The 25193-nt window shown below is 67.2% G+C and carries 27 protein-coding genes and 1 tRNA gene; 12 read left to right on the top strand and 16 right to left on the bottom strand.

Annotated elements, in window-relative coordinates; genetic code table 11:
* Positions 1-5: 5 nt before the first annotated feature.
* The 8 genes from ACZ50J_RS02190 (at position 6) to ACZ50J_RS02155 (ending at position 6366) form a co-directional block, all read left to right on the top strand.
* Positions 6-227 carry a hypothetical protein gene (locus ACZ50J_RS02190; protein WP_464299652.1) on the top strand — a complete coding sequence of 74 codons (222 nt, stop codon included), beginning with the start codon at positions 6-8 and terminating at the stop codon, positions 225-227.
* Complete coding sequence (locus ACZ50J_RS02185) at positions 224-2104, top strand: phage baseplate protein (protein WP_464299651.1); 1881 nt, start codon at positions 224-226, stop codon at positions 2102-2104. The genes ACZ50J_RS02190 and ACZ50J_RS02185 overlap by 4 nt, the downstream gene beginning before the upstream one ends.
* A gap of 44 nt (positions 2105-2148) precedes the next feature.
* Positions 2149-2442, top strand: a complete 294-nt coding sequence (locus ACZ50J_RS02180; RefSeq protein ID WP_464299650.1) for a hypothetical protein — start codon at positions 2149-2151, stop codon at positions 2440-2442.
* Entirely contained in the window at positions 2439-2855 is a 417-nt protein-coding gene (locus tag ACZ50J_RS02175; RefSeq protein WP_464299649.1) for a hypothetical protein, read from the top strand. The genes ACZ50J_RS02180 and ACZ50J_RS02175 overlap by 4 nt, the downstream gene beginning before the upstream one ends.
* Positions 2856-2859: 4 nt before the next feature.
* On the top strand, positions 2860-3126 hold the full coding sequence (locus ACZ50J_RS02170) for a hypothetical protein (protein ID WP_464299648.1): 267 nt from the start codon (positions 2860-2862) through the stop codon (positions 3124-3126).
* Positions 3116-4162, top strand: a complete 1047-nt coding sequence (locus ACZ50J_RS02165) for a hypothetical protein (protein WP_464299647.1) — start codon at positions 3116-3118, stop codon at positions 4160-4162. The genes ACZ50J_RS02170 and ACZ50J_RS02165 overlap by 11 nt, the downstream gene beginning before the upstream one ends.
* 87 nt (positions 4163-4249) lie before the next feature.
* Positions 4250-5998: a GH25 family lysozyme gene (locus tag ACZ50J_RS02160; protein WP_464299646.1), complete on the top strand. Its 1749-nt coding sequence runs from the start codon at positions 4250-4252 to the stop codon at positions 5996-5998.
* The gene (locus ACZ50J_RS02155; protein WP_464299645.1) at positions 5995-6366 is read left to right on the top strand and encodes a hypothetical protein; all 372 of its coding nucleotides are present in this window, start codon (positions 5995-5997) and stop codon (positions 6364-6366) included. Before ACZ50J_RS02160 ends, ACZ50J_RS02155 begins: the two co-directional genes overlap by 4 nt.
* Positions 6367-6449: 83 nt before the next feature.
* Here the strand turns inward: ACZ50J_RS02155 and ACZ50J_RS02150 are convergent, their stop codons facing one another.
* The 7 genes from ACZ50J_RS02150 to ACZ50J_RS02120 all read right to left on the bottom strand — a co-directional run bounded on the left by ACZ50J_RS02150 (position 6450) and on the right by ACZ50J_RS02120 (position 10559).
* A complete protein-coding gene (locus tag ACZ50J_RS02150) occupies positions 6450-6824 on the bottom strand; it encodes a hypothetical protein (RefSeq protein WP_464299644.1) in 375 nt (124 codons plus the stop codon).
* Positions 6821-7036 (bottom strand): hypothetical protein, encoded by a 216-nt coding sequence (locus ACZ50J_RS02145; protein WP_464299643.1) that lies wholly within the window; start codon positions 7034-7036, stop codon positions 6821-6823. Before ACZ50J_RS02145 ends, ACZ50J_RS02150 begins: the two co-directional genes overlap by 4 nt.
* A gap of 301 nt (positions 7037-7337) precedes the next feature.
* Positions 7338-7853 (bottom strand): hypothetical protein, encoded by a 516-nt coding sequence (locus ACZ50J_RS02140; RefSeq protein WP_464299642.1) that lies wholly within the window; start codon positions 7851-7853, stop codon positions 7338-7340.
* Positions 7854-7939: 86 nt separating this feature from the next.
* Positions 7940-8776: a tyrosine-type recombinase/integrase gene (locus ACZ50J_RS02135; protein WP_464299641.1), complete on the bottom strand. Its 837-nt coding sequence runs from the start codon at positions 8774-8776 to the stop codon at positions 7940-7942.
* A 152-nt stretch (positions 8777-8928) separates the two neighbouring features.
* On the bottom strand, positions 8929-9144 hold the full coding sequence (locus ACZ50J_RS02130; protein WP_464299640.1) for a hypothetical protein: 216 nt from the start codon (positions 9142-9144) through the stop codon (positions 8929-8931).
* A gap of 223 nt (positions 9145-9367) precedes the next feature.
* Positions 9368-9559, bottom strand: a complete 192-nt coding sequence (locus ACZ50J_RS02125) for a hypothetical protein (protein ID WP_464299639.1) — start codon at positions 9557-9559, stop codon at positions 9368-9370.
* A gap of 148 nt (positions 9560-9707) precedes the next feature.
* Complete coding sequence (locus tag ACZ50J_RS02120; protein ID WP_464299638.1) at positions 9708-10559, bottom strand: hypothetical protein; 852 nt, start codon at positions 10557-10559, stop codon at positions 9708-9710.
* On the opposite strand from ACZ50J_RS02120, the gene ACZ50J_RS02115 reads away from it, so the two are divergent.
* From ACZ50J_RS02115 to ACZ50J_RS02100, 4 genes are all read left to right on the top strand, one after another.
* Positions 10538-10633 (top strand) — tRNA-OTHER (locus ACZ50J_RS02115). The two genes, ACZ50J_RS02120 and ACZ50J_RS02115, sit on opposite strands and share 22 nt — an antisense overlap.
* 127 nt (positions 10634-10760) lie before the next feature.
* A complete protein-coding gene (locus ACZ50J_RS02110; protein WP_464299637.1) occupies positions 10761-11156 on the top strand; it encodes a (deoxy)nucleoside triphosphate pyrophosphohydrolase in 396 nt (131 codons plus the stop codon).
* Positions 11157-11249: 93 nt separating this feature from the next.
* A complete protein-coding gene (locus tag ACZ50J_RS02105; RefSeq protein WP_464299636.1) occupies positions 11250-11756 on the top strand; it encodes an N-acetyltransferase family protein in 507 nt (168 codons plus the stop codon).
* Between the two features lie 23 nt (positions 11757-11779).
* Complete coding sequence (locus ACZ50J_RS02100) at positions 11780-13897, top strand: hypothetical protein (protein WP_464299635.1); 2118 nt, start codon at positions 11780-11782, stop codon at positions 13895-13897.
* On the opposite strand, the gene ACZ50J_RS02095 is transcribed toward ACZ50J_RS02100, so the two are convergent.
* The 9 genes from ACZ50J_RS02095 to ACZ50J_RS02055 all read right to left on the bottom strand — a co-directional run bounded on the left by ACZ50J_RS02095 (position 13898) and on the right by ACZ50J_RS02055 (position 25180).
* Positions 13898-15310, bottom strand: coding sequence for a rhamnulokinase (locus tag ACZ50J_RS02095; protein ID WP_464299634.1), 1413 nt, complete (start codon positions 15308-15310; stop codon positions 13898-13900).
* Position 15311: 1 nt separating this feature from the next.
* Positions 15312-17342, bottom strand: coding sequence for a bifunctional aldolase/short-chain dehydrogenase (locus tag ACZ50J_RS02090; protein ID WP_464299633.1), 2031 nt, complete (start codon positions 17340-17342; stop codon positions 15312-15314).
* Complete coding sequence (gene rhaI / locus ACZ50J_RS02085) at positions 17342-18508, bottom strand: L-rhamnose isomerase (protein ID WP_464299632.1); 1167 nt, start codon at positions 18506-18508, stop codon at positions 17342-17344. The genes ACZ50J_RS02090 and rhaI overlap by 1 nt, the downstream gene beginning before the upstream one ends.
* 47 nt (positions 18509-18555) lie before the next feature.
* A complete protein-coding gene (locus ACZ50J_RS02080) occupies positions 18556-20007 on the bottom strand; it encodes an arabinose isomerase (protein ID WP_464299631.1) in 1452 nt (483 codons plus the stop codon).
* Entirely contained in the window at positions 20004-20375 is a 372-nt protein-coding gene (locus ACZ50J_RS02075; protein ID WP_464299630.1) for an L-rhamnose mutarotase, read from the bottom strand. The genes ACZ50J_RS02080 and ACZ50J_RS02075 overlap by 4 nt, the downstream gene beginning before the upstream one ends.
* A 7-nt stretch (positions 20376-20382) precedes the next feature.
* Positions 20383-21489 (bottom strand): rhamnose ABC transporter substrate-binding protein, encoded by a 1107-nt coding sequence (rhaS, locus tag ACZ50J_RS02070; protein ID WP_464299629.1) that lies wholly within the window; start codon positions 21487-21489, stop codon positions 20383-20385.
* 85 nt (positions 21490-21574) lie between these two features.
* Positions 21575-22624 (bottom strand): ABC transporter permease, encoded by a 1050-nt coding sequence (locus tag ACZ50J_RS02065; RefSeq protein ID WP_464299628.1) that lies wholly within the window; start codon positions 22622-22624, stop codon positions 21575-21577.
* Positions 22614-23663: an ABC transporter permease gene (locus ACZ50J_RS02060; RefSeq protein WP_464299627.1), complete on the bottom strand. Its 1050-nt coding sequence runs from the start codon at positions 23661-23663 to the stop codon at positions 22614-22616. Before ACZ50J_RS02060 ends, ACZ50J_RS02065 begins: the two co-directional genes overlap by 11 nt.
* Complete coding sequence (locus tag ACZ50J_RS02055; RefSeq protein ID WP_464299626.1) at positions 23660-25180, bottom strand: sugar ABC transporter ATP-binding protein; 1521 nt, start codon at positions 25178-25180, stop codon at positions 23660-23662. Before ACZ50J_RS02055 ends, ACZ50J_RS02060 begins: the two co-directional genes overlap by 4 nt.
* Between the last annotated feature and the right edge of the window lie 13 nt (positions 25181-25193).

Here is a 25193-nt window from a genome sequence, read left to right as displayed (position 1 = left end):
TTCACATGGTTGACCTTCCAGTCAACGTGGCCGAGCTGACCCCCGAGGTTCGCCAGGCGCTGCAGGACGCGTGCTCCGCGGAGACGTCGCGCCAGAACAAGCTCGATGCGATGCCCACCCAGGCCGTGACCTGCACTTACGAATACTGGCAAGCCGGCGGTGACCCGCAAGTCGTCGCCGACGCTGTCAAGGCGTGGGCTGACGATCACCAGGAGGCAGCGCAATGAGCACTGCCCTTCTCCCGATCGGGGACATGACTCCGCGCCTGGTCACGACGCTGAAGGGCAACCCCGGCCGGGTGATGCAGTCGTTCGTGCGCGGCCCCTGGTCCGGCGAATATTTCGAGGCGCAGGTCGAGTCCGGCGACGGCGCGACATCGGATCTGCGGATCTCCCGGTGCGATTCGACCGGGAAGCGCCTGGACTACGCGATCCTCGACGGCGCTGGGCACGGGTCGTCGATCACGGCCGAGTATTCTGACGGGCAGATGTGGGTCTGGCTGTTCTGGGGCGCGGACGTGAAGTCGGCCCAGGGCGCCGCGGTCCGGTGGGCGTACAGCGGCACCGCATCGGGTGCGCGCGTCCTGCAGGCTGACACTGAGCCGGTTGCGGACCCTGGCATCGGCTCCGCCGGTCACACCTACGGCAAGTTCGCGATCGACCAGCAGACCGACCGGATCGCGACCGCGTTCCGGTCCGGGTCCACCGAGACCTTCGCGCTCTACAAGCTGTCGGACTACAAGGCAGCCGGGCCCGAGGGGGCACCGCCGGCGGCGCTGAAGACCGCAACCGTCACGTGGCCCGCCGGCTCGTCCTTCCAAGGGTTCACGATCACAGACACCCGGGCCTACATCAGCCGCGGCGGATCCGCACCTGGCGACGTCGAACCGACCCTCTACGAGCTCGACTGGTCCACCGGCACCGTCATCGGCACCAAGGATGTCTCCGGCCTGGCCGCAGTCGCCGGGAGCTACGCGTCCGGAGGCCACAACGAGGCCGAGGGCGTGTGCCTGTGGCGCTCGCAGGACGGCACCCCCGAGCTCCTGTTCGGGATCGTCACCGGACCGATCTACTCGCGTGAGGCCCGGATCTACCGGCTCGCGGCACCGGTCGACGGCTCGGCAACCAAGACTCTCCTCCTGGACCTGGAGACGATCACCGGCGCGGCGATGACCAACGCCGTCGTGGACATCCGCTACGACCGCCTGGTGCGCCATATCGATGGCGGTATGACACCGAAGCCGTCCACTCAGCCGGTCAAGCTGTCCGAGACGGACCGGATCCAGGTGTTCGCCGCGGACCACGAGAGTCTGACCGATGACTCTTACGGGTTCGTCATGCACGTGCGCTCGGCCTGGGACGACCCGACAAACCCTGGTCGGCGGATCTCGGACACGTGGACTGCGCAGGTCTCGGCAGCCGACCCGGACGTCGTCGCCCTCTCGAGCGTGCTCGTCGCCGAGGGCACGGTCGCACCCGGCCAGATCATCGGCGGCCGACCGGGACATTCGCCCCTAGTCGACATGTCCGGAGACCAGATCACCGTGGACGGGCAGGTCGTCGGCCCCCACCTGACCGGACCGGCAGGCTCGAACGAGTTTGAATTACGCGGAGAGGGTTCACCCGTCGGCGTCCTGGCTCCGCCCGGACCCGGGTACTACTACACCGACAAACACGGCACGAACGGCGCTTGGCGATGGGTGAGCACCGGCAGCACGAACAACTCGTGGACTGGCGTCAGCGGTGCCACAGGACTGCGCAACGTCGCTGAGTGGTTCGACATTGCCACGGTCGGCGGCACTTGGACCATCACAACGAGCCGCACCGGGCAAGTCGTCACGATCTCGCTTCGAGGTGTCGTCACTGCGAGTGGGCAATCAAGCATGTCGTCCGTGATGCCGCCGGGATTCGTGCCGTCCTCGAACGCCATGGCGCCTCTGATGTCGCTATCGACCACCGGGCCGGCCGGCTTCGTCTATGCAACGCCGGACGGATCGACCGTGCTTGGCGTGGCTGGCGTCACCAGCACGGACATCGTCGTCGCGACGCTCTCCTATCAAACGGCCGACCAGTGGCCAACATCGCTGCCAGGCACTCCCGCCTGATCAGCATCTCGCCGCATCACTCACTCACACAAGGAGATTCAGTCATGGCAGCCACCATCGCCGACCAGATCGCAGCATCCCACGACGCGGACTTGCTGCAGCGCTTCATCGCAGCGGCCGAGATGGCAGGCATCGACGCACCTCAACAGTGGGCCGAGGCCAACCGCGGTCGGCTCGTCGCCGCATCAGTCGACGAAGGAGGCAGCACTGTCAGTTCGGTCTACGCCTACGCGCTCGCGACATACACAGGGCGTCCGGGCGAGAATCCAGCCGCGGTGACCGACGACCAGATCAAGGCCGCGGTCTCCGCTGTGCAAGGCGGGTCGACGCCGGCATGACCAGCAGGACGCGGCACCCACATCTCCCGGTGCTCGCGCTCCTCCTGGCGGCCGGCCACGCCACGATCGTCCTGCTGGCCCTCGCCGGCCGGACCGCGCCATACCTCGCTGGCGGCCGACACCACCTCGAGGGAGCCCTCGGGGTGTTGGACGCGGCGCCGCTCTGGGTGCCGTTGCACACAATCGCGTGTGTCGGGCTCGTGGCAGCCGCGGCGGACGCGGTGCCAACGCGGTTCGGCGACCAGGCGGCGCACGTTTCGGCCGGTGTGTACACCGCATGGGGCGTCATCACGTTCTCGTGGGCTGCGACTCGGCATCCGCCGGTGTCGCTGCTCGGACCATCCCTGACCCTGATCCTGGCCGGCGTCGCGTTCTGGACCGCGGCCGTCTGGGACGACGACCCGGAGGACTAGGCGTGTGGAACTTGACCCCGGAGTTGTGGCATCCGCACTGGTCGCACTCGCCGCAGGTATCGGCACCGTCGCGTCCTACCTCAACAAACGCGCCCGCACCACTCGCCGGGAACTACGCCGCACCCGAGAAGGGCTCGAGTTGTTCGCGACCTGGGCGCACCGGGCACGCATGCACGCGTCCGAGGGCGGCGTCACCCTGCCCGCATACCCGGCACGGCTCCGGCGCCTGATCCGCACTGACGAAGAGGACGAAGACGACGATGAAGCCTGACGACGACATCGACCCCGCGGAAGTCCCTGACCGGATCGCAGCCGGCGCGCCCGAAGACAGCGACGACGAAGGCCACGGGATACCGCTCAAGTGGTACCTCGCAACAGTCGCTGTTCTCGCGCTCGCCATCGGCCTGTCTGGGTGGATTGGGCAGCGCGCCTCGAACTCGGCCGAGCACAACCAGGCCCGGGCGCAGGCCGCACAGTCGACCGCCACCGCGGCCGCGAAGCAAGCAGACGACCTCGCGTCACAGGTCCAGGCCGCGTGCAAAGCATCCGGCTCGGCGCACGACACATTGACGAAGCTCGGCGTGTGCCAGCAGGCGGCGTCGGTGAAGTCCGCCCCGGTCGCGAAGACGTCGAAGCCGCCCCGGCGGGTCTCGTCGGTCGCGATCGTCAACCAGTCACTGATCGTCTCCTACAACGACGGCACCTCGGCGAACCTCGGGACAGTCGTCGGCAAGTCAGGTGCAACAGGCCCAGCCGGTAGGTCGGCCACCGGCAAAGCCGGCACACCTGGCAAGGACGCGACCGGGAAGCCGGGCGCCAAGGGCGTCGGGATCGTCTCGGCCCTGCCGAACGCCGCCGGGCACCTGATCGTCACCTATACCGATGGCAAAACCACCGACGCCGGGAAGGTTGTCGGCCCCGCCGGCAGCGATGGGAAGAAGGGCGATCCGGGCGTCAGCGTCACCGGCGTCGGCGTGTCCGACTCATACCACCTGCTCGTCACCCTCTCCAACGGGACCGTGACCGACGCCGGCCAACTGCCGCCCGGCCCGAAGGGCGACAAGGGCGACACCGTGACCGGGCCGCCCGGGAGAGACGGAGCCGACGGAAAGGACGGGAAGGACGGAGCCAACGGGAGGAACGGCACCGACGGCGCCACCCCCATCCGCTCTGAATGCGACAACGGGACTGCCGTGTTCGTGCTCTCCAACGGCGACAAGATTCCATCCGACATCGCCTGCACCCAGGCGACCACGCCGCCCACGGACCCGCCGACCTCACCTGACCCGACGTCGACCGCACCCTGATACGCGTTACGCGTATCCCGTAACTCCCACCAGCCCCGAGCCGAACCACGGCCGGGGCTCTCGTATGCCGCAGCAAGGAGACACCCCATGGCAGCGACCGCGAATGGCTGGCCCCAGCTGACGAAGTTCTCCGCCAGGTTCACCGCACCGACCGGCGCCTCGTGCACGGTCGCGTCGAAAGACCTCGCGATCCTGTTCGCCTACGTGGCGTGGCGGATGGATACCGAGGTCGCGCACCTGACGTCGGCATACGGCGGTCGCACGATCGCCCAGCAGATCGAGGTCTACCGGCAACAAGGGATCTCGAACCCCGACCTGTCCTCGAACCACATCTCGGGGACCGCGTGTGACTTCGCTAAGGCCGGCGTGGTCTACGAGCGCTTCCAGTCTGGCAAGTACCGCTCGGGGTACACCGCGGCGCAGGAGGCGCGGATCCGCGCGATCTGCGCGGCAACCGGGGTCATGCAGTGGGGCGGCGACTTCCGCGCCGGCTTCCGAGACCCGGTGCACGTCCAGGTCCGGGAGAACCTCTCAGTGCACGGCCAGCGCGTGGTCTCGGCTGCAGCGCTCGCCGCGGCTGCGAAGAAGATCGGCACCTGGGCCAAGGGCGTACAGAAGGTCGTCGGGGTCACCGCGGACGGCATACCCGGTCCGGCGACGATTAAGGCGGTCAGGACCTGGCAGGCGGCGAAGGAGCTCACGGTCGACGGGATCTGGGGCCCTGAGTGCGAGAAGGCTGCTGGCAAGACGACGCCGGCGCCGCCGGCGAAGTCTCCGCCGAAGTCACCGGCCAAGCCGGCGACGCAGCTCGCCGGCGTCGACGTGTCGTCGTTCCAGACGATCGCGCAGTGGAAGGCGCACTCCCCGAAGTTCGTGCTCGTCAAGGCCCACGAGGGCCTGTCCTGGCACGACCCGGCGTACGCGGCCCACCGTGCCGCCGTGCGCGGCGCCGGGCTGCTGCTGGGCGCGTACACGTACGCGTGGCCGGAGTACGACGCCGTCGCGTGCTGCACCGACTTCCTCGCGACCGCGGGTCTGCGGTCCGGCGAGGTCGGTGTCATGGACTTCGAGCCGTACAAGTCGACCTCGAGCCCGGCGACCTGGCCGGCGTGGCTGATCCGGTGGGGCACCGAGTACCGGCGCCGCACCGGTGTCTGGCCGTGGCTGTACGCCAACGACGACAAGCTCGGCCAGCTCGCTCAGCACGCCACCACCGCGCAGATGAACGTCCTTCGCCAGTGGCCGCTGTGGAAGGCCGCGTACGCCAGCACACCTGGCGCTCTGCACGGCTGGCCGTCGCTGACGTGCTGGCAGCACTCCGAGACCGGCATCGATCAGGACATCTTCTACGGCGATGCCGCCACGTTCCGCCGGCTCGGTATCGGCGGCGCGACCACACAACCCGTGAAAGAGGAGGGCGACGACATGCCCGACGCAGCACCCACCCACTCCTGGTCCGGGAAGCGAGCCCTGAAGAAGGGGTGGAACTCGGTCCAGGTCGACAAGTTCAGCACGGGCAAGCCGCAATACACGATCGAGACCGGCCCCGTGACCGGAACCTCGGACTTGTATGTCGCGGTCGATGGGCTGCCGCCCGGTCAGACGATCCAGATCCGTGCCGTGGAGTACGCGCAGAAGTCGGGCAAGTGGACGAAGGTCGCGTCGTATGGCGTGTCCGAGCATCAGACCACGAGCGGATCCACGTTCGCCCACCGTTCGCAGGTCATCAAGGTCGCGAAGGGCCGGCGCCTGTCCTGGGAGATCTACGTCCCGCAGGCGTGCCATCAACTGTCCGGGGTCGCCCGGGACCTCATCTGGAAGAAGGTCATCTCATGAGTAAGTCCACCACCGCGCCCCTGTCGCCTCGTGTCCCGTCCGCTGTTGGTGGCGGCGCGGCTGGCGCGTTCGTTTGCTGGTTGCTCGGCGTCTACGTGTTCGGCGCCGACAACTCTGCAGCTGCGGCCACCGATGCGATCGCTGCGGTCCCGTGGCCGGTGCTCGGTGTCGTCATCGGCGGGTTGACCGCGCTCGGTGGCTGGCTGCCGAAGGACCTGGCGTCCGACCTATTCCAGACCGATGACACCGCGGCGTACGGTTCGGTCGCCGGCCAGCCGGCGGTCGAGGACGTCGACGAGGTCGAAGACACCAGCCTCGACGAAGCGATCGAGGACGGCACCACGGGAGACGACAACCTGCCCTCCTGATCGTCTCGTTGGCATCAAAAGGCGCCCCACAGATCTGCGGATCGGTGGGGCGCCTTTTGCGCGTTGTCACGTCGAATGCACGGTCACGAGTTCACCAGTTGGTGAGCTCGTTGGTATGACACGTCCATCGCCTTGCCGATGTCGCGCACGGTGAGGCCGTCGTCTTTCAGCTCGCGCGCTGCTTCACGTGAGGCTTCGGCTGCCGCCCGGTTTGCTTCCGCGGCTTGCTTGCGGAGCCGTTCCGCGTCAGCCATTCGTTGTCGGACGTGCTCGGGGAGTTCGATGATGATGTCGGCGATTTCGATGTCTTGCTCGTCGACCTTCAGCATTAACGCGGCGAGGTCCGTGGCCATCGGGGCAACGTCGGCCAGGCTTCGAGCCTGGGTCCAACGGTCGACCTCGGGGACGTGGACCAGCCACCACTTGCCGTCGCGCCGCACCTTCGCGGTGATCTTCACTTGCGCCACCAATCCTTTCCGAGTTCGCTCTCGCACTCCCGCCAGATGATCCGGGCCATCTGCTCGGTGATCTCCTTGTGTCGCGGGATCGGGATCATCGTGCCGTCGAGGTCGTACAGGTCGTGCTTCTTGCCGTGGTTCTCGAAGGTCCAGGACCGACCCTGTTGCTTGGCGGCCTTCTCGATTCGCTTGATCACGGCTTTCCTGTTCACGAGATTAGTCTATGGCACACTAGACAATCAAGTCAAGCCAGACCTAGACAAAAGAGGTACGAGGTTCCGGCCACCCACACTGGCGGACGACTCGGTCGAACGCCTCCGTGATCTCTCGCGGCGTCCCGCCATGCCGACGTACCTTCTCCGCAGCCTCGGAGGCCACGACGTACAGGGCGTGCTGGTAAGCCAGGATCTCGTCGGTGGTCACGGTTACCATCGTTCTCGTTCGTGGGCGAACACAGAAGGGCCCCCGCTCGACTCGGTCGAGCGGGGGCCCTTTTCTGCGTGAGTCGCCAGGTTATCGCGTCCGCGGGAGCGAGTTGAAGCGATCGGCGAACGCCTGGGCCGCGGCTTTGTCAGCCTTGTCGATCTGCAAGAGAAAGACGGGCGCCGTGATCTGTCGAATCGTCAGCCAATGGTGGAAGCGGTGCCGCTTCGACAGCAACGGCACGGCGCCGAAGAGACCGGTCATGTCCGCTGTGTATTCAGGGTCTGGCGGGCCCCAGTGAACGGTCGCGACCAAGTTGCGGAGCGGCCGCACCTGGCCGTTGGGCAGTTGAAGCTGGTCCCCGCGAACTATGAACAGACCCTTGAAGTCGAGTTCGGCATCGCCAGCGCTCGCGGGAACGTCAGATGCAGCCGTGGGTGGTGGTGATGGTTGGGCTGCCGGTCGAGCGCGCTGTTGGCGCTGAGCTTCGGCCTTTGCCTTGATCTCGGCCAGGCGCCGGTTCTTCTTGTCCTCGATCTCCGCCGCCTTGCGTTGGTAGCGCTCCTTGCGTGCCGCAGCTGCTGCCTGCCGCTCTGCCTTGCCCATCAGATCTCCCCATGTCAGCGTGCGGTGCAGCGTACGCGAAAGGGGCTCGCTCGACCGGCAGTCGAACGAGCCCCCTTCTCTCGGAGTCAGGCTGCGGGCGGTATGCCGCTGATCGCGTGCGAGAGCGCCGCGTCGTCGACGTCGGTGTAGATCGCCGTTGACGAGATCGACAGGTGCCTCATAGCGCGCTGCGTCGTCCGCAGGTTGCCACCGGACGACCGGAGCGTCTGCGTCCCGTAAAAGTGCCGCAGCGCGTGCGGTGTGCCTGGCACGCCGGCGCGAACCATAGCCCGCTTGATCGCGGTCGACACCGAGCACCGGTGCACGTGCCCGAGCTCCGAAGAGGTTGGGAACCACCATCCGCGAGCGGGCATGTTCTCGACCAGGTCGACGAGCAGCGGGTGCAGCGGCAAACTCGCCTCGTGGCCACCCTTGCCGCGTACGAAGATCAGCCCGTCGTGCACGTCCTCTCCGCGGATCTTCGCGATCTCGTGCACCCGCAAGCCGGCATACCCACCGAGCAAGATGTAGGCCCGCGTGACAGCCGCACGCGGGTCCGAGCAAGCCCGGAGCATGTCCTCGACCTGCGCGACCGTCAGCGGACGAGGCTGCCCATGCTGCGCTCGCGGCCGCGGAAGCTGCCCGGTCGGATCATCCCCTCGTCGGCCGGTCTCGTGCAGCCACTTGTAGAACGCCCGCACCTGCGCCCGGTACGTCGCCTTCGTCGACCGGGTCACCTGCTCGCCGGTACGGGAATCTCGTAGCGTCGACAGCCACTCCGTGAGTTCATCCGCGCTCGCGGTGAGCGGGTCGATCCCGGCCTTAGCGATGCGCAGCAGCGTGTAGGTGCGGCTACTGATCGTGCGGTCGGAGTGCCCGGAGGCAAGCCCGAAGTTTCGCCATGCTCTCAGCAGATCGCTCACCGGCTCCTCAATCGGCAAAGCGGGTTCGTGCCATGTGACGGATGATGACAATGTGACGGGTGTTACATAGTTCATCTCTCGGTTTCTATCCCGCCACACGGCCTCCCGTCTGCGTTTCGGACCAACGGAATTCAGATCCTTCCCAGCGGAACTCATGCTTTACCCCCTGATTTCGGCATGCCCGGAACCTGCTGATTGACGGCTTCGGTCCACAGCTCGTTCTCAATCTCGCTGGTGACCTCGTAAGCACACGAGCGCAGGTCGGGCCACCCGCCGGAGGAGCCGAACCCGAATTCGGTGAAGTCATCCTCACCGGGCTGTCGCCGAGTGATCGTGTACTCGATGCGGTATTGGGTCTCGTCCATCATCGATCACCCTGCTGATTGCGGGCCTGCGCCACGAGGGCCTTTCCCTCGGGGCTCCGATAGCAGCGTCGACACAGGCCGTGCCCACCGTGCATCCGGTGGCCCTCGGGGACCAGGTGGCCACCTTCGTACTCACGAGATCCTGGCGTCATCGGGATGCCGCAGAGGAAGCACGGGTCACCCATGCGGACGTGTGGCTCTGTCCTCCATCGATTTGTGTGGGTGGTCATCGCGCACCCTCACTCTGCTGGTTCGCGGCACGAATGGCCTCACCTCGCGTGGTGACTGGCACCATCCCCTGCGCGCACTCGTCGACCGCTCGGTTCCGCTCTAGGAATGCCTCAACATCGCGCTGGTCGGCGAAGATCAGAGCTTCCTGGCCATGGCCAACATCGACCACCAGGACGATCCGGCTCATTCGGAATCACCGCCTGCAACCTGCTGATTTCGTTCCCGCTCGGCTCGGTTCGCCTTGGTGACGTGCAGGTGCAGCGATCGAGACGATTTGAATGACTTGCCGCACACGCAGGTCCGCCAGTCGCACAGTTCAAGGTCATGTGCGTGGTTCATCTCTGCTCCTCGCTGAAAATGAGTCGGTATGCCGGGTAGTCGATTCCGCCGTCGGCTCGCTTCGCCGGCTTGATCCGGTTTTGGCAGATGGAGACGAGGGTCTTGCCGCTGGCGAGCTGTGCCTCGTCGTGCAGCTGCTTGTTGTAGAAGAGGTGCCCCTCGCGCTGGTACGGCGCACCGTCGGCGACGGTTAGGAATCGGGTGTCGAGCTGTGGCGCGGTGGTCCAGCCGGTCCAGTGGTTGAAGGTGACTTCGCCGGCCCGGTCGACGGTCAGAATGCCGGTGCGGTCCTGCGCGGTGGCGCGTCCCCACCCTGCGCCGTCCTGGCCGGTGTTGCTGACCCAGGTTGGGGCTGCGGTGATCTCGATGCGGTTGGCGCCGGCTTTGCGTGCGGCCTCGATCCAGTAGACGACGGTGCGGCCCTGGTCGTCGTTGTCCGCCTTCGGAAGCAGCTGGTTGCCGTACTGGCTGATATGGAGCCGGCCACCGTCCTGCGTGATGGCGGTTGAGTTCACGATGCCGTGGTTCTCCGAGAGCGTGTCGCCAAATAACCAGACCGTGCGGTTCGGTGTGAGCTGCACGGAGATCCCGACGTCGGCGGCGCCCCACTCGTCTACGTCGAGCTTGTCGAACATCGCCTGGTAACCGGCGGCGGTGGTCGGTGCTGCAATCATCGGCGCGCCGGGCTCGGTGGCCGCAGTTGCCTCGACGAGCGACCGGGTCCCGAGTTGGTGCACGCCCAGGTAGGGAACCGCGAACAGTCCGGCGACGCCAGCTGCGATCAGCGCGACGTTGCGAATCGTGCGCCGACGCGGAAATCGTTGCAGCGCCCGGAAGTTGGCGTTCATGCTGCGTCCTGCAGCAGCTCGAAACGTCGAACCTTCGGATCAGAAGGTTTGGGGTTCGAATCCCTACGGGTGCACGTACTGAGTTGAGACAGTGCAAGACCCCGGCAGGCGGAGACGCTCGCCGGGGTTTTCTCATGTGCGGGCTGCTTCCGGCGGTGGCCCTATGCTCACGGCACCGCATCGTTCAGAGGAAGGGCAGCCATGACCCAGCTGATCGAGGTCGTGGGTGCGGTCCTCGTCCGTGACGACAGGGTGCTGGCTGCACGACGCGGCCCGTCGATGGCACTCGCCGGGTTGTGGGAGTTTCCGGGCGGCAAGGTCGAGGCCGGCGAGTCCCCCGAGCAGGCGCTGATCCGCGAGGTGCGCGAAGAGTTGCTGTGCGAGATCTCGGTCGGCGAACACGTGGAAACCACCTCGCACACCTACGAGTTCGGCACCGTCACCCTGACGACCTTCTTCGCGGCGGTCGAGTCGGGCGAACCGCAGCTGACCGAGCACGACGAGCTGCGGTGGGTCCCGGCAGCCGAGTTGCGGAGCATCGAGTGGGCACCGGCCGACGTGCCGGCCGTGGAGCACGTGATGCGCGTCCTTGGCTGATGCCGCGATCGGCTGAATCGTGCGCTGCCGCAACGGTTTGGCCCGGTCCACTTGTGAAACACCGACGTAACGCGGCGGCGATACCGTCGCAGCATGAGTTCCGCAGGTGCCCGGATCCGGGCCGGCCACGAGGGTGATCTCGAGGAGTTGACCCGGATCTACAACCACTACATCGAACACACCCAGATCACGTTCGACGTCGAGCCGTTCACCGTCGAGCAGCGCCGGCCGTGGTTCGACGCACACCCCGCCCACGGTCGGCACCGACTGCTGGTGGCAGAGGCGGACGACCGAGTTCTCGGGTATGCCACGAGCAGCCCATTCAGACCCAAGGCGGCATACGCCACGACCGTGGAGACCACCGTCTACCTTGCGCCGGAGCACACCGGCCGCGGCCTGGGCAGCCGGCTCTACTCGGCGCTGCTCGAGACGTTGCCGACCGAGGGCGTCCACCTGGCCGTCGCGGGTGTCACCGTGCCGAACGAAGCGTCACAGCGGCTGCACCTGCGGTGCGGCTTCCGGCAGGTCGGTGTGTTCGAGGAGGTCGGGCACAAGTTCGGGCGCTTCTGGGATGTCGCGTGGTTCCAGCAACGGTTGTGACAGCGCGCCGCTAGGGTCTTGTCGTGAAGCGGTGGTCGACGGCGTGCACGGTCCTGGCCTCGGTGCTGCTCTTCTTCGGCATCGCCGCAGGCCTGGTCAATCACAACGTGCTCGACGAGCAGACGTTCGCACGCAACGTCGACCAGGTGCGTCAGGACCCGGACGTCTCGCGCGCGATCGGCGAGCGGATCGCGCAGGAGACGATCCGTGCGAACCCGAACCTCGTCGTCCTGCGGCCGGCCGTCGAGAGCGTGAGCATCTCACTGGCGGGCAGTTCGACACTCAGTCCGTTGGTCCGCCACTCTGCGGCAGTCCTGCACCAGTCCGTGACCGGCGAGCAGTCCGACGGGATCGCCATCCGGCTGCTCGACATCGGCACGGTCCTCAGCGGTGTCCTGCCGTCGGTGTCACCGACTGCTGCAGAACACATCTCGCCGGACATGTCCGTGACGCTGGCGCAGGTCAGCAACCACTCCATGTCCGGGCGGCTCATCCAACTGGTGCGCTGGTGCGGCCTGTTGAGTTGGCTGCTCCCGGTGCTCGCGTTGCTGTTCTTCGCGGCCGGTGTGACCGTGGCTCCGGATCGGCAGCAGGCAGCGACGCGCTCCGGCTTCGGCATCGCCGCGTGCGGCGGGGTCGTCGCGTTGCTCACCGTCGTGGGGTCGATCGCCGCGTCGTTGCAGGACGAGAAGACGTTGACCGGCGCCCTCGTGTCGGCCGGCTGGTCCCGACTCGCGGCACAGCTCTGGTGGTGCGCGGCCCTGGCGATTCTCATCGGCCTGGTGGTCGTCGCCGCCACATCCGCCCGGTTGCCGGACGCGGACATCGGTGCGCTCGCCCAGCGCGGCTGGCAATTGGTGACGACCCGGCCGGAGAGCCGACGTGCCATCGCCGGCCGCGGCGCCGGCCTGCTGATCCTCGGGGCCGGCGCCATCTTCCGGCCCGGGCTCACCTTCGGAGTCCTCGCCGGGCTGGCCGGCATCGTCATACTCGTCACCGGCCTGGCCGAACTCGCTTACGCCGCAGGCTTTCGACCCCGCGCGACGACCGAGGACGGCGAGCCGGACGAGGCCCCGCGCCAACGTCGGATGGCGACCCGCATCGCCCTCGTTGCGAGCGCGCTGGTCGTCGCGGCACTCGTGGTGGTCGCTCTGCTACCGCCGTCCGAGCCGGCGACTGCAGCGGATGCCACGACCCAGGAGTCGACCGCGAGCCACGCGTGCAACGGACACGTCGAGCTCTGCGACCGCAGGTATGACGACGTGTCGTTCCCGGCGGCACACAACGCGATGTCCGCCGCGGACGAACCCGGCTGGTACATCGGAGAACAGTCGACCGGGATCATCGGAAGTCTCGACGCCGGTGTCCGGGTGCTGCTCGTCGACAGCTACTACGGCCAACACTCCAAGAAGCCCGGCCTGGTCATCACCGCCCCGCAGAGCCGGGAGGCCGCGATCGCGGAGGCCAAGAAGGCGTACGGCACGAGCGTGGTCGCCAGTGCCGCACGGCTGCGCGAGTCCGTGACGTCCGCACCGGTCGGCCCCGTCGGCGCATACCTCTGCCACGGCCTGTGCGAGCTCGGCTCGACCGAGTGGGAACCGACGATGGCGAAGGTCCGCACCTGGATGGCGGCGCATCCGCGCGAGGTGATCACCTTCTTCGTCGAGGACAACGTGTCCCCGGCAGACACGGCGAAGGTCTTCCGTGCCGCCGGCCTGATGCCCTACGTCTACACCCCGCAGAACGGCAAGCCCTGGCCGACGCTGGGATCGATGATCTCCTCCGGCAAGCGACTGGTCGTGCTGATGGAGCGGCACGGCGGAGGCAGCCAATACCCTTGGCTGCTACAGGGATTCGACTGGGTGCAGGACACGCCATACACCAATCCGACGGTGGCCTCCCTGTCCTGCCGCCTCAACCGCGGGACCAAGTCCGACGACCTGCTGATGCTGAACTACTGGCTGGCCAACTTCAACACGATGGTCACCGACGCCCGCACGATCAACAAGTACGACGTGCTGTGGCCCTACGCCTCCAAGTGCGAGCAACAACGCGGCCAGATCCCGAACTTCGTGGCAGTCAACTACGCCAGCGAAGGTGACCTGCTCAAGGTCGTCGACCAGCTCAACGGCATCGAGTAGTCATCGGCTGCGCGGGTCGTAGCGATGCAGTTCCTCCGACGACAGGTGTGCGCGCAGGTCCGACAGCGTTCCGGTGACAGCGCCATCCGAGCGTGCCTGAACAAGAACATTGCCCAGCGCCGTCGCCTCCACCGGTCCGGCGATCACCGGCAGCTCGCATCGGTCCGCCGTCAGCTGGCACAGCAACGCGTTCTGCGCGCCGCCTCCGACGAGGTGGATCACCTCGATCCGCTTGCCGGACAACGTTTCCGCCTGCTGCACGGTGCGCCGGTAGGCGTCGGCCAGGCTGTCCAGGATGCAGCGCACCACCTGCACCGGATGCTCGGGCACCGGCTGACCGGTGCCCGAGCACTCCTCACGGATCCGTCCCGGCATGTCGCCCGGGTGCAGGAACACCGCAGCGTCCACGTCCACCAGCGCGCCCGTGCCCAGGGTGGCGGCGCCCGCGAGCAGCGTCGGCAGGTGCTGCGGGTCACCGTCGGCCGCCCACTGCCGGAGGCTTTCCTGCAGCAGCCACAGACCCATCACGTTGCGCAACAGTCGCACGGTCCCGTCGAGCCCGAGTTCGTTGGAGAAGTTGGCTTTTCGTGCGTCCTCGGTCAGCATCGGTTCGGCCAGTTCCACCCCGACCAGCGACCACGTGCCGGAGGAGATGAAGGCGAAGTCAGCGGTCCGGGCGGGCACTCCGACCACCGCCGATGCCGTGTCATGCGAACCGACCCGGATCACCGGCACGCCTGCCTGACCCGTCGAGCCGTCGGTCACCGGGCCGGCGTGGCTCCCGGGGTGCACGATCGGCGCGAACAGGTCCCGCGGCAGCCCCAGCTCGGCGAAAACCTCGGTTGCCCAGTCCTTTCGGCGCTGGTCCAACAGGCCGGTTGTCGACGCGTTCGTCAGCTCCGAGCCCAACGTTCCGGTCAGTCGGTGCACGATCAGGTCGGGAATCAGCAGCGCGTGTTGCGCCGACCGGAGCTCAGTCGACCGCCGTTCGGCATACAGCTGGTAGACCGTGTTGATCGGCAACCGTTGTATGCCGGTGAGCGCGAAGAGTCGCTCCGGGTCGATCACCGCATCGACCTGCTCGGGTATGCCGTCGGTGCGCTCGTCGCGGTAGTGGACGGGGTTCCCGAGCAGTTGGCCGCGCTCGTCCAACAATGCGTAATCGACCGCCCACGAGTCGATTCCGATCGCGGACGGCTCGTCGCCGCACGCCCGCAGACCGGTCACGATCTCGTGCCAGATGGACTCGATGTCCCATTGCAGGACCCCGTCGATCCGGATCGGGACGTTGTCGAAGCGATGCACCTGCCGGAGCCGGATCTGTGAGGATCCACCGATCTCGCCGATCATCACCCGGCCCGAGGAGGCACCGAGATCGACCGCGGCATACCTGCGCGCTCTCCCGAGGACCATGTCAGCGCAGGAAGGCGGCCGGCACGCCGGCATCGACCGGGATGTGCGCACCGGTCGTCTGGGACAGGTCACCGCCGGTGAGCGCGAAGACCGCCGCCGCGACGTGCTCGGGCAACACCTCCTTCTTCAGCAGGGTGCGGCCGGCATAGAACGCGCCGAGTTCCTCCTCCTTCACGCCGTAGACGGCCGCCCGATTCGCGCCCCAGCCACCGGCGAAGATTCCCGAACCACGGACCACCCCATCGGGATTCACGCCATTGACCCGGACCCCGATGCCGCCGAGTTCCGCAGCCAGCAGGCGCACCTGGTGGGACTGATCGGCCTTGGCGGCGCCATACGCGATGTTGTTGGGGCCGGCGACCAGGCTGTTCTTGCTGGAGATGTAGACGATGTCGCCGCCCATCCCCTGCTGCTCGAGCACCCGAGCCGCCTCGCGGGCGACCAGGAACGAGCCACGGGCCATCACGTCGTGCTGCAGATCCCAGTCGGCCGCGGAGGTCTCCGCAAGTGCCTTCGACACCGAAAGGCCGGCGTTGTTGACGACGAGATCGACTCCGCCGAAAGCGAGTACGGCGGCATCGAGAGCCGCCGCGATGGCCTTCTCGTCGGTCACATCGACCGTCACCGGCACCGCCACGTCGGTCGTGCCGATGGCCGCCGCGACGTCGGCAGCCGCCTGCCTGTCACGATCGGCGATGACCACACAGGCGCCCTCGGCGGCGAGCCGCTGGGCGATGGCCCGACCGATGCCGGACCCGGCGCCGGTGACGAAGGCGACCCGGGTGGCCAGCGGCTTCGGTGCCGGCATACGCGCGAGCTTCGCCTCCTCCAGCGCCCAGTACTCGATGCGGAACTTCTCCGCATCGGAGATCGGCCGGTATGTCGAGATCGCCTCCGCGCCGCGCATCACGTTGATGGCGTTGACGTAGAACTCACCCGCGACACGTGCGGTCTGCTTGTTCTTGCCGAAGCTGAACATGCCGATCCCCGGCACGAGGACGATCGCCGGATCCGCGCCGCGCATCGCCGGCGAGTCCGCCGTGGCGTGCGCGTCGTAATAGGCGGCGTACGCGGTGCGGTACTCGGCGTGCAGCTCACGCAGACGCGTGATCACCTCGTCGATCGGTGCACTCGGCGGCAGGTCGAGAACCATCGGGCGCACCTTGGTCCGCAGGAAGTGGTCCGGGCAGGACGTCCCGAGTGCCGCGAGCCGTGGATGCTCCACCGACGCGAGGAAGTCCAGGACCACGTCGCTGTCGGTGAAGTGACCGACCTGTGGCTGATCGGTGGAGGCCAGCCCCCGGATCACCGGCGCCAGCGCGGCAGCGCGGGTATGACGCTCCGCCTCCGACAGCGGGGCGTTCGCCGCGATGCGATCCCCGAACGGCGACTTCTTGCCCTGCTTCGCGATGAAGCTCTCGGCCTCGTGAATGATGGTCAGCGAATTGTGCTCGCATTCCTCGCTGTTCGCGCCCCACGCAGTGATGCCGTGTCCGCCCAGGACACAGCCGATGGCTTGCGGGTTGTCCCTGGCGACCTGCGCGATGTCCAGGCCGAGCTGGAAGCCGGGGCGCCGCCACGGCACCCATACGACGCGGTCGCCGAAGCACTCGCGGGTGAGCGCCTCACCGTCCGCAGCGGTGGCGAGGGCGATCCCGGAGTCCGGGTGGAGGTGGTCCACGTGCGGCGCCGCCACCAGTCCGTGCATAGCGGTGTCGATCGACGGCGCCGCACCGCCCTTGCCGTGCAGACAGAAGTCGAACGCCGCTACCATCTCGTCCTCACGGTCCACCCCGGGATAGACGTCGGCCAGTGCACGCAGCCGGTCCAGCCGCAACGCCGCCAACCCGGAGGCCGTCAGCGTGCCGAGGTCGCCGCCGGAACCCTTCACCCACACGACCTCGACGTCGTGATCGGTGACGGGGTCCACGACGGTGCCCTTGGCCGAGGTGTTGCCCCCGGCGAAGTTGGTGTTGCGCGGATCCGCTCCCAGCCGGTTGGACCGGCCGATCAGGTCCTCGACCGTGCCCATCAGGCGCCCCATCCCGCCTGTGCGCCGCCGACCCGATCGGCAGCGATCCGCTCGGCGTACCCGGAAGCGGCATAGGCGGCCATCGGATCGGCGCTCAGGCCCTGCTCCTCGCGGAGCGCGGCGAGCATCGGCCGCACATCGGTGTTGAACGCATCCATCAGAAGTCCGTTGGCTCCCAACACATCTCCGGCCTCTTGCGCTTCGTCCAGTGCCGTCAGGTCGACCGCCATCGCCTTGGCGGTCGCCTCCTGCACGTTCATCACCGAGCGGATCTCGCCGGGGATCTTCGGCTCGATGTTGTGGCACTGGTCAAGCATGAACGCGATCCCGCTGTCGTCGGCGAAACCGCCGCCGCAGCGCACCTCGAAGAGGATCCGGAAGAGCTGGAACGGGTCCGCGGCACCGACGATCAGGTCGTCGTCGGCGTAGAAGCGTGAATTGAAGTCGAAGGCGCCGAGCTTCCCCAGTCGCAGCAGCGAGGCGACGATGAATTCGATGTTCGTCCCGGGCGCGTGGTGCCCGGTGTCGACGCAGACCTTCGCCTTCTCGCCCAATGCGAGGCAATGGGTCAGCGCGGTGCCCCAGTCGGGCACGTCCGTGGAGTAGAACGCCGGCTCGAACAGCTTGTACTCCAGGATCAGTCGCTGGTCGTCGCCGAGCTGCTCGTAGACGGTGCTCAGGACCTCGGCGAGCCGCTCCTGGCGTGCCGAGATCGAGTCCTGCCCGGGATAGTTCGTGCCGTCGGCGAACCACAGCTTCAGGTCACGAGAGCCCGTCTCGTTCATCACCTCGACGCACCGCAGCAGGTGGTCCAGGGCCTTGCGACGGATGGCGGGATCGGGATTGGCCACGCTGCCCAACCGGTAGTCGTCGTCCTGGAAGACGTTGGCGTTGATCGTGCCGAGCCGGATGCCGTGGTCGACCGCGTATGCCGCGAGCTTGCCGTAGTCCTCGACCTCGTCCCACGGGATGTGCAGTGCGACTTTGCCTGCGGCGCCGGTGAATTCGTGGACCGTGGCTGCGTCGGCGACCTTCTCGAAGGGGTCTCGCGGGACGCCCGCCTGGGAGAACACCTTGAAGCGGGTGCCGGAATTCCCGAACGCCCAGGACGGCAGCTCGATCGACTGTGCACGAAGCACCGGTCCGGCGGCCTCCAGATCGACCATGACTTTGCCTTCTTTCTGTTGGTATGACGTGCCGTCGCGCGCTCCGGTCAGGGAGCGACCTCGACGAGCTCGATCCCGAGCAGGTCGGCGACGTTGCGCAGTTGCGGCAGCTGATCGCCGATCGCCAATGCCCAGTGGTGACTGATGGCGGAAGCACTCCAGGCATCCGTCCAGATGCCCGGGTCGCAACCGAAGTCGACCCGTGAGGTCGTGTTGCCGATCTGCAGCAGCGGGCCGGGAACGACCTCACCGCGAGACGCGACGAAACGGTAGGTCCCATCACGCAATTGGGCGATCCCGAACGTGGTGACGGGTCCGCGTCGGACCTCCAGCTCGACGGAGACGCCCCAGCCGCGTTTGCCGTGGTAGACGCCCAGCCCGCGCAGGGTCGGCTTGCCCTCGGCGATCGCCAGGTGGGCCGGTCCGTCGTGGCCCATCTCGACGACGTCGTCCACGAAGTTGAGCGCCTGGAACTCGGTGAACGAACCACCGGCACCGAGTCGGTCGGTGATCAACATCGCCAGCGAGGTGCGCAACTCGTACTCACCGGCGGCCGGTATGCCGCGGGCGGTCAACAGCGACGCCCCGAGGATCATGCCGGCACCGAGCCGTTCGTGCTGTTCGCCCTCCAGACCACGGTGGTAGTAGGCCAACGAGTCCAGTTCGAAGTCGTCGGCGAGCCGGTCAAGTCCAAGCGAAACCCTTGCCGCCCAACGGAAATCGTCGTCCGCGACGGTCTCGTCGATCGTGAAGAGCTCGCGGGTCAGCGCCATACGCTCGTCGACCTCCGGCTCGGTGACCGCGGCTGCGCGGACACGCAGGTCGTCGAACTCGAGCACCTCCACGTGCCCGCCGAGGTTGGCTGTCACGAGGGTGAGATCCGTCGACACGTCCAGCATCCCCGGATAGAGGTGACCCATCAGCCCGTGCCGGCCGCGCTGCAGACTCGCCCGGACCCCGGCGGCACGCACCCACTGCTCGATGCGCTGCCAGGCGCGCTCGTCCTCGACATACCCGGAGACGGAGCGGAACGGGATGCCGCACCGTTCAAAGGTGTTCGCCATTTCCGGCAGCGGGCACGCGCCGCAGTAGGCCAGCCACGCGCCGGTGTCGAAGGTCGCGTGATCCATCGCCTCGGTCGGTTGCAGGTTCAGCAACAGGACCGGAGCGTTGGCTCGCTGGGCGACCGGCACCAGCATGTTGGCGGTCATGTAGGTCGTGAGGAATCCGACGATGAGGTCGCAGCCCGCGGCCCGCAGGCGTTCGGCCGCCGCCGCGCCTTCCTGCGGGTCGGAGATGAATCCGACGTCGACCACCTCGCAGTCGAGCGCCGCCAGCCGCTCGCTGACCCGTGCGGCCGATCGCTGCAGCTGCGGCAGCAGCGAAGGGAACTGCGGCCAGTAGGCGCCCAGCCCGCCGGCGACGAGGCCGATCTTGGTGCGTCGCAACGACTTTCGACTCAGCAGGGAGCCTGCATCCGAGGATGTGCTGGCTGTCATGAGGTTCCTTCCACGCGGGACAGCTGGTCCTCCAGGTTGAAGATCAGGTCGAGTACCTCGAACCCCTCATCGGCCGGTGTGCCGTCCAATCCGACGAAGAAGCGAGCCATGTCCGCCTGCCACCGGGCGTTGACCTCGGTCGTGGCCATGGCGCGCTGGGCGGCGTCGAGATCGGCGGTCTCGACATACCCGACGATCAGACCGTCCGTGCGAGCGAAGATCGAGTATTCGCTCCAGCCCGCATCGTGCAGCGCCTGCAGCATGTCCGGCCAGACTTCGGCGTGCCGCTCGCGGTAACCCGCGAGCAGCTCCGGACGCACTTGCAGGACAAAGCAGTTCGGCCGCGATCGTCCCTTCTCCTCGGGCATCGTCGGCTCAGAAGTTGAACTTGTCGATGTTGTTCTTGTCGAACACGGTCGGCGGTCCGAGCACCACGGAGGGGCCGACGTCGCCCGCGGGAGCGAGCACCTTGTACGACCCGAGATTGCCGGCCTTGAACGTCGCACCGGTGTCCATCGTCGTATTGCCGGATGCCAGTGCGGCCGCGGCATACCCGGCCAGGTAGCCCAGCTTCGACGGGTCCCACAGCGCGAACTTCTGCACCGTGCCGTCCTTGACGTAGGCCCGCATCTGCGACGGCAGCCCGAGCCCGGTCAGCGCGATCTTCACGTTCTTGTGCGTGGACAGGTACTGCGCCGCGGTCGAGATGCCCACCGTGGTCGGCGAGATGATCCCCTTGAGGTTCGGGTATGCCGAGATGAGCCCCTTCAGCACGTTGAGCGAGGTGGCGGGGTCGTCGTTGCCGTAGACGGTCGTGACCAGCTTCATCTTCGGGTACTTCTTCAACTGCTGCTTCATGTAGCCGATCCAGGCATTCTGGTTCGTCGCGCTCTGTGCCGCCGACAGGATCGCGATCTGACCGGTGGAGTTCAGCTGCTTGGCCATCAGGTCCACCTCGCTGGTGCCGATGGTCTTGGTGTCCGCCTGGTTGATGAACAAGTGTTGCGGGCTGTTGCCACAGGAGATGTCGGAGTCGAAGGACAGGATCTTGATCCCCGACTTGGCCGCCTGGTTCAGGCTGGGACACAACGCTTTCGGATCGTTGGCCGCGATGACGATCGCATCAGCCTTCGCCTGGATGGCCGCCTGCACGGAAGGGATCTGCGCCGCTGCGGTGTCGGCGGTGCCGCTGCTGACGACGACCTTGCCACCGAGTTCCTTCAGTGCCTTCTGGCCACCCTTGTCGGCGAGCACCTCGTAGGGGTTCTGGGTGTCCTTGGGGATGAAGTAGACGGTCAGTCCCTTCTTCGGGCTGCCGCCGCCGGACGCGGCGGCGCTGCCGGTCGACCCTCCGGTCGCTGACGAGTCGCCGTTCCCGGTCGATTGGGACGAACAGCCGGCGACCACGACCAGGGCCGCTGCTGCGACTGCGGCGGAGATGGCACGCGAGTTGCGGGTTCTCCCGATTACTGTGAGTTGCATTGTCGATCCTTCCGTTTCGTGCGATGCGCCACCGCACCCGACCTGAGACACGGGACCGTCGTCGGCCCGTGGTGTTCTGCCGTCGTCAACTCCCCCGCCGGGCCGTGAGCCGCGTCCGGGCACGTGCCACCAGGTCGCCGCCGTTGGCGACGATCACGCTGATCAGCAGCAGCAGCCCGGTGATCACCTGTTGCTTCTCCGCCTCCACGTGTGTCTGGGTGAGGATCATCTGCAGCGCGCCGAAGATCACCACCGAGAGCAGGACCCCGAGGATGGTGCCCCTGCCACCGAAGATCGACACGCCCCCGAACAGCACGATCGCCACGACGTTGAGCTCCAGGCCGGTGCCGGCGGTGTAGCTCACGGACGCGTTCTGCAGCGTCAGCAGGATGCCGGCCAGTGCGCAGATGAGCCCGGAGGCGACATACAGCCAGAACTTCACCCACGGCACCCGGACACCACTGAACGACGCTGCCTCCGGCTGCAGGCCGATGGCGTGCAACGAACGTCCGAAAGGTGTTGCGTGCAGGACGATTCCGGCGATCACCGCAAGCACGATGAAGATGAGGGTGGAGTACGAGATCGCGCCGCCGGGGATCGACTCGGTGCCGATCTTGGTCAGCCCGTCCGGGAACTGATCGTCGCCGACGCCCGGAACGGTCAACGCGCCGAGCAGGATCTGTGCGATGCCGCGGAACAGGGTCAGCGTGCCGATCGTGACCGCGATCGACGGAAGAGCCGTGTAGGCGACGAGCACACCGTTCAGTGCGCCGCCGACCGCGCCGATGACCAGGGCCGCGATCATCGCCGGCCAGATGCCCCATCCGTGGTGCCAGAGGAAGCCCATCAGTGATCCGGCGAGTCCGAGCATCGACGCGACCGAGAGGTCGATCTCGCCGGTCATGACGATGAAGGTCATCGGCAACGCCATCAGGGCGATGAAGCCGGTGTTGATGCCGGCGTAGAAGATCGTCGACTGGCTCAGGAAGGTCGACGACTGCGTCGAACCGAAGATCACCACGGCGATCAGGACGATGACGAGGCCGCCCTCCCACCGCACGAGGTCGCGCCACGACATCGCGCTCGTCGAGCGTCCGGGTCGGCCCGCGGGCGCGGCGTGCACGTCAGATGTCACGGTGTGCTCCCTCCGTGTTGCGCAATTTCTGCGTGACGCGCAGCGTCAGCCATCGGTCGAACGCGATCGCCGCCAGCAGGAGCGCTCCGGCGATCGCCTGGTTCCAGGAGGCACTGATGCGCGCCGCCACGAGTGCGAGGTTGATCGTGTTCAACAGCAACGCGCCGAGCGCCGCACCGAAGACGGATCCGCTGCCGCCGAAGATCGCCACGCCACCGACGACCACCGCGGAAACGACGGTGAGTTCGTAACCCAGCCCCGAGTTGTTGTTGACCTGTGCGTACTGCGCGAGGAACAACGCTCCGGCCAGTCCGGCCAGCGCGCCGCTGATGACGAACGCGGTCAGCACCCGACGAGCAGCGGGTATGCCGGCCAGCGTCGCGGCCTGCGGGCTGGAGCCGATCGCGTAGAGCTCCCGGCTGCTGCGGAAGGTCCGCATGGCGTAGCCGGCGATGATCACGATGACCGCCACGAGGATGAACAGCCACGGGACACCGAGGATCGTCTTGTAGCCGATCGCGGTGAAACCTCCGGGGACGTCACTCGCGCCGATCTGCTCGCCGTTGACGATGATCCCGTCGACCCCTCGGATCACATAGAGCATCGCAAGGGTCACCACGAGACTCGGCACCCGGAAGAGCACCGTCACCAGACCGTTGATCAGCCCTATGACGACGCCGATCGCGACCGCCACGACGAAACCCATCCAGACGTCGATCGCGTTGTGTGCGAACAGATCTCCCACGACGTATGCCGACAGGCCGAGCGTCGATCCGATCGACAGATCGACGTTGCGGGTCACGATCACCAACGTCTCGCCGACGGCCATCAGCCCGATGAGCGCGCCGCCGTTGAGGATCTGCTGCACGCTGTCCGCGCTCAGGAAGTGGCTGTTCTTGAGCGTCGTCAGGGCGATGACGACGACGATCGCCAGCGCGATCCCGACCTCCCGGGCCCGCAAGAGCGCGTCCAGCCGACCGGCGGACGTCGCCTCCGCGAGCGCGGGGACCGGGGTCTTGGGCGCAGTAGCAGTCGTCATGCGGCGCTCTTCCCGCGTTGACCGGTGGCCGCGCGCATGATCGTGGTCTCGTCGGCCTCGTCCCGTGCGAAGTTGCCGGTGACTCGGCCTTCGTGGAGCACGACGATGCGGTCCGCCATACCCAGGACCTCGGGCAGCTCGGAGGAGATCATCAGGACCGCCATACCGTCCTGGACGAGACCGTCGATGATGCGGTGCACTTCCGACTTGGTGCCGACGTCGATGCCGCGGGTCGGCTCGTCGATGATGAGCAGCGACGGGTTGCGGGCGAGCCACTTGCCGAGCACGACCTTCTGCTGGTTGCCACCGGAGAGTGTCGACGCCGGATTGCGCAGCCGGCCGAACTTCACCTGCAGCTTCTCCGCCCACTCCTTCGCCAACCGCTGCTCGGCGGACCGTCGCATCAGCCCGCCGCGGCGCAGCGCCCGCAACGACGCGAGCGCGAAGTTCTGGTCTATCCCCATGTCCATCACCAGGCCCTGCTGACGCCGGTCCTCCGGCACCAACGCGACGCCGGCCGCCATCGCCGCCAGCGGCCGACCGGCCGCGAGCACTTGGCCGGCGACCCGGACGACTCCGCGACTGCGCGGGTCGATGCCGAAGATCGCCCGGGCCACTTCACTGCGCCCGGCGCCGACGAGGCCGGCGAGCGCGACGATCTCGCCCTGCCGGACGGTGAACGAGACGTCGTCGAACAGTCCGTCCTGACCGAGCCCCTCGACCTCGAGCACCGAATCACCAGGCTTCGTAGGCGTTTTCGGGAAGAGCGAGTCGACGTCGCGGCCGACCATCTGGTGAATGATCGTGTCCACGTCGGTGTCGTCGATCGCCGATGACGAGACGAACTGACCGTCGCGCATGACCGTCACTCGCTGGCAGCTGGCGAAGACCTCCTCGAGCCGGTGGCTGATGAACATCACTGCCGCACCGTCGCGCCGCAGGGTCGCCATCACATCGAAGAGTCGCTGGACCTCCACGCCCGTCAGCGCCGCGGTCGGCTCGTCCATCACGAGCACCTTCGCCGAGAGGGACAGGGCCTTCGCGATCTCGACGAGCTGCTGGTCGGCAACCGACAGTCCGCGCGCGACGCGCCGCGGGTCGAGCGCGACGCCCAATCGTTGGAAGATCGCACGCGCCTCGTCATTCATCCGGGCCCGATCGATACGCCGTCCGGATCGCAACGGCTGGCGACCCATGAAGACGTTCTCCGCGACGGTGAGGTCCGGGAACAGTGTCGGTTCCTGGTAGATGATGGAGATTCCGGCGTCGCGCGCCGCCGCCGGACCGCTGAAGACGAACTCCTCCCCGTCGATCGTCAGCGTCCCGCCGTCCGGCTGGTGCACACCGGCCAGCAGGTTGACCAGGGTGGATTTGCCGGCGCCGTTCTCGCCGACCAGGGCGTGCGCCTCGCCGCGTTCGAGCGTGATCGAGCCGTCGACGAGCGCGCGAACGGCGCCGAAGCTCTTGCGTGCGTGACTCAGGACGAGGGTTGGCTCGGGTATGTCGGCGGGGGTCATCGAACGGCTGCCC

This window comes from Flexivirga sp. G2, assembly GCF_055397625.1.
The sequence above is the reverse complement of the archived record's forward strand: the minus strand, read 5'-3'. Positions and strand labels throughout refer to the sequence as shown.

Excerpts from the sequence above, each read along its gene's own strand:
- ACZ50J_RS02190 (WP_464299652.1), top strand. The coding sequence starts at position 6 with ATGGTTGACCTTCCAGTCAACGTGGCCGAGCTGACCCCCGAGGTTCGC.
- ACZ50J_RS02185 (WP_464299651.1), top strand. The coding sequence starts at position 224 with ATGAGCACTGCCCTTCTCCCGATCGGGGACATGACTCCGCGCCTGGTC.
- ACZ50J_RS02180 (WP_464299650.1), top strand. The coding sequence starts at position 2,149 with ATGGCAGCCACCATCGCCGACCAGATCGCAGCATCCCACGACGCGGAC.
- ACZ50J_RS02175 (WP_464299649.1), top strand. The coding sequence starts at position 2,439 with ATGACCAGCAGGACGCGGCACCCACATCTCCCGGTGCTCGCGCTCCTC.
- ACZ50J_RS02165 (WP_464299647.1), top strand. The coding sequence starts at position 3,116 with ATGAAGCCTGACGACGACATCGACCCCGCGGAAGTCCCTGACCGGATC.
- ACZ50J_RS02160 (WP_464299646.1), top strand. The coding sequence starts at position 4,250 with ATGGCAGCGACCGCGAATGGCTGGCCCCAGCTGACGAAGTTCTCCGCC.
- ACZ50J_RS02155 (WP_464299645.1), top strand. The coding sequence starts at position 5,995 with ATGAGTAAGTCCACCACCGCGCCCCTGTCGCCTCGTGTCCCGTCCGCT.
- ACZ50J_RS02140 (WP_464299642.1), bottom strand. The coding sequence starts at position 7,853 with ATGGGCAAGGCAGAGCGGCAGGCAGCAGCTGCGGCACGCAAGGAGCGC.
- ACZ50J_RS02130 (WP_464299640.1), bottom strand. The coding sequence starts at position 9,144 with ATGATGGACGAGACCCAATACCGCATCGAGTACACGATCACTCGGCGA.
- ACZ50J_RS02125 (WP_464299639.1), bottom strand. The coding sequence starts at position 9,559 with ATGAGCCGGATCGTCCTGGTGGTCGATGTTGGCCATGGCCAGGAAGCT.
- ACZ50J_RS02120 (WP_464299638.1), bottom strand. The coding sequence starts at position 10,559 with ATGAACGCCAACTTCCGGGCGCTGCAACGATTTCCGCGTCGGCGCACG.
- ACZ50J_RS02110 (WP_464299637.1), top strand. The coding sequence starts at position 10,761 with ATGACCCAGCTGATCGAGGTCGTGGGTGCGGTCCTCGTCCGTGACGAC.
- ACZ50J_RS02105 (WP_464299636.1), top strand. The coding sequence starts at position 11,250 with ATGAGTTCCGCAGGTGCCCGGATCCGGGCCGGCCACGAGGGTGATCTC.
- ACZ50J_RS02095 (WP_464299634.1), bottom strand. The coding sequence starts at position 15,310 with ATGGTCCTCGGGAGAGCGCGCAGGTATGCCGCGGTCGATCTCGGTGCC.
- ACZ50J_RS02090 (WP_464299633.1), bottom strand. The coding sequence starts at position 17,342 with ATGGGCACGGTCGAGGACCTGATCGGCCGGTCCAACCGGCTGGGAGCG.
- rhaI (WP_464299632.1), bottom strand. The coding sequence starts at position 18,508 with ATGGTCGATCTGGAGGCCGCCGGACCGGTGCTTCGTGCACAGTCGATC.
- ACZ50J_RS02080 (WP_464299631.1), bottom strand. The coding sequence starts at position 20,007 with ATGACAGCCAGCACATCCTCGGATGCAGGCTCCCTGCTGAGTCGAAAG.
- ACZ50J_RS02075 (WP_464299630.1), bottom strand. The coding sequence starts at position 20,375 with ATGCCCGAGGAGAAGGGACGATCGCGGCCGAACTGCTTTGTCCTGCAA.
- rhaS (WP_464299629.1), bottom strand. The coding sequence starts at position 21,489 with ATGCAACTCACAGTAATCGGGAGAACCCGCAACTCGCGTGCCATCTCC.
- ACZ50J_RS02060 (WP_464299627.1), bottom strand. The coding sequence starts at position 23,663 with ATGACGACTGCTACTGCGCCCAAGACCCCGGTCCCCGCGCTCGCGGAG.
- ACZ50J_RS02055 (WP_464299626.1), bottom strand. The coding sequence starts at position 25,180 with ATGACCCCCGCCGACATACCCGAGCCAACCCTCGTCCTGAGTCACGCA.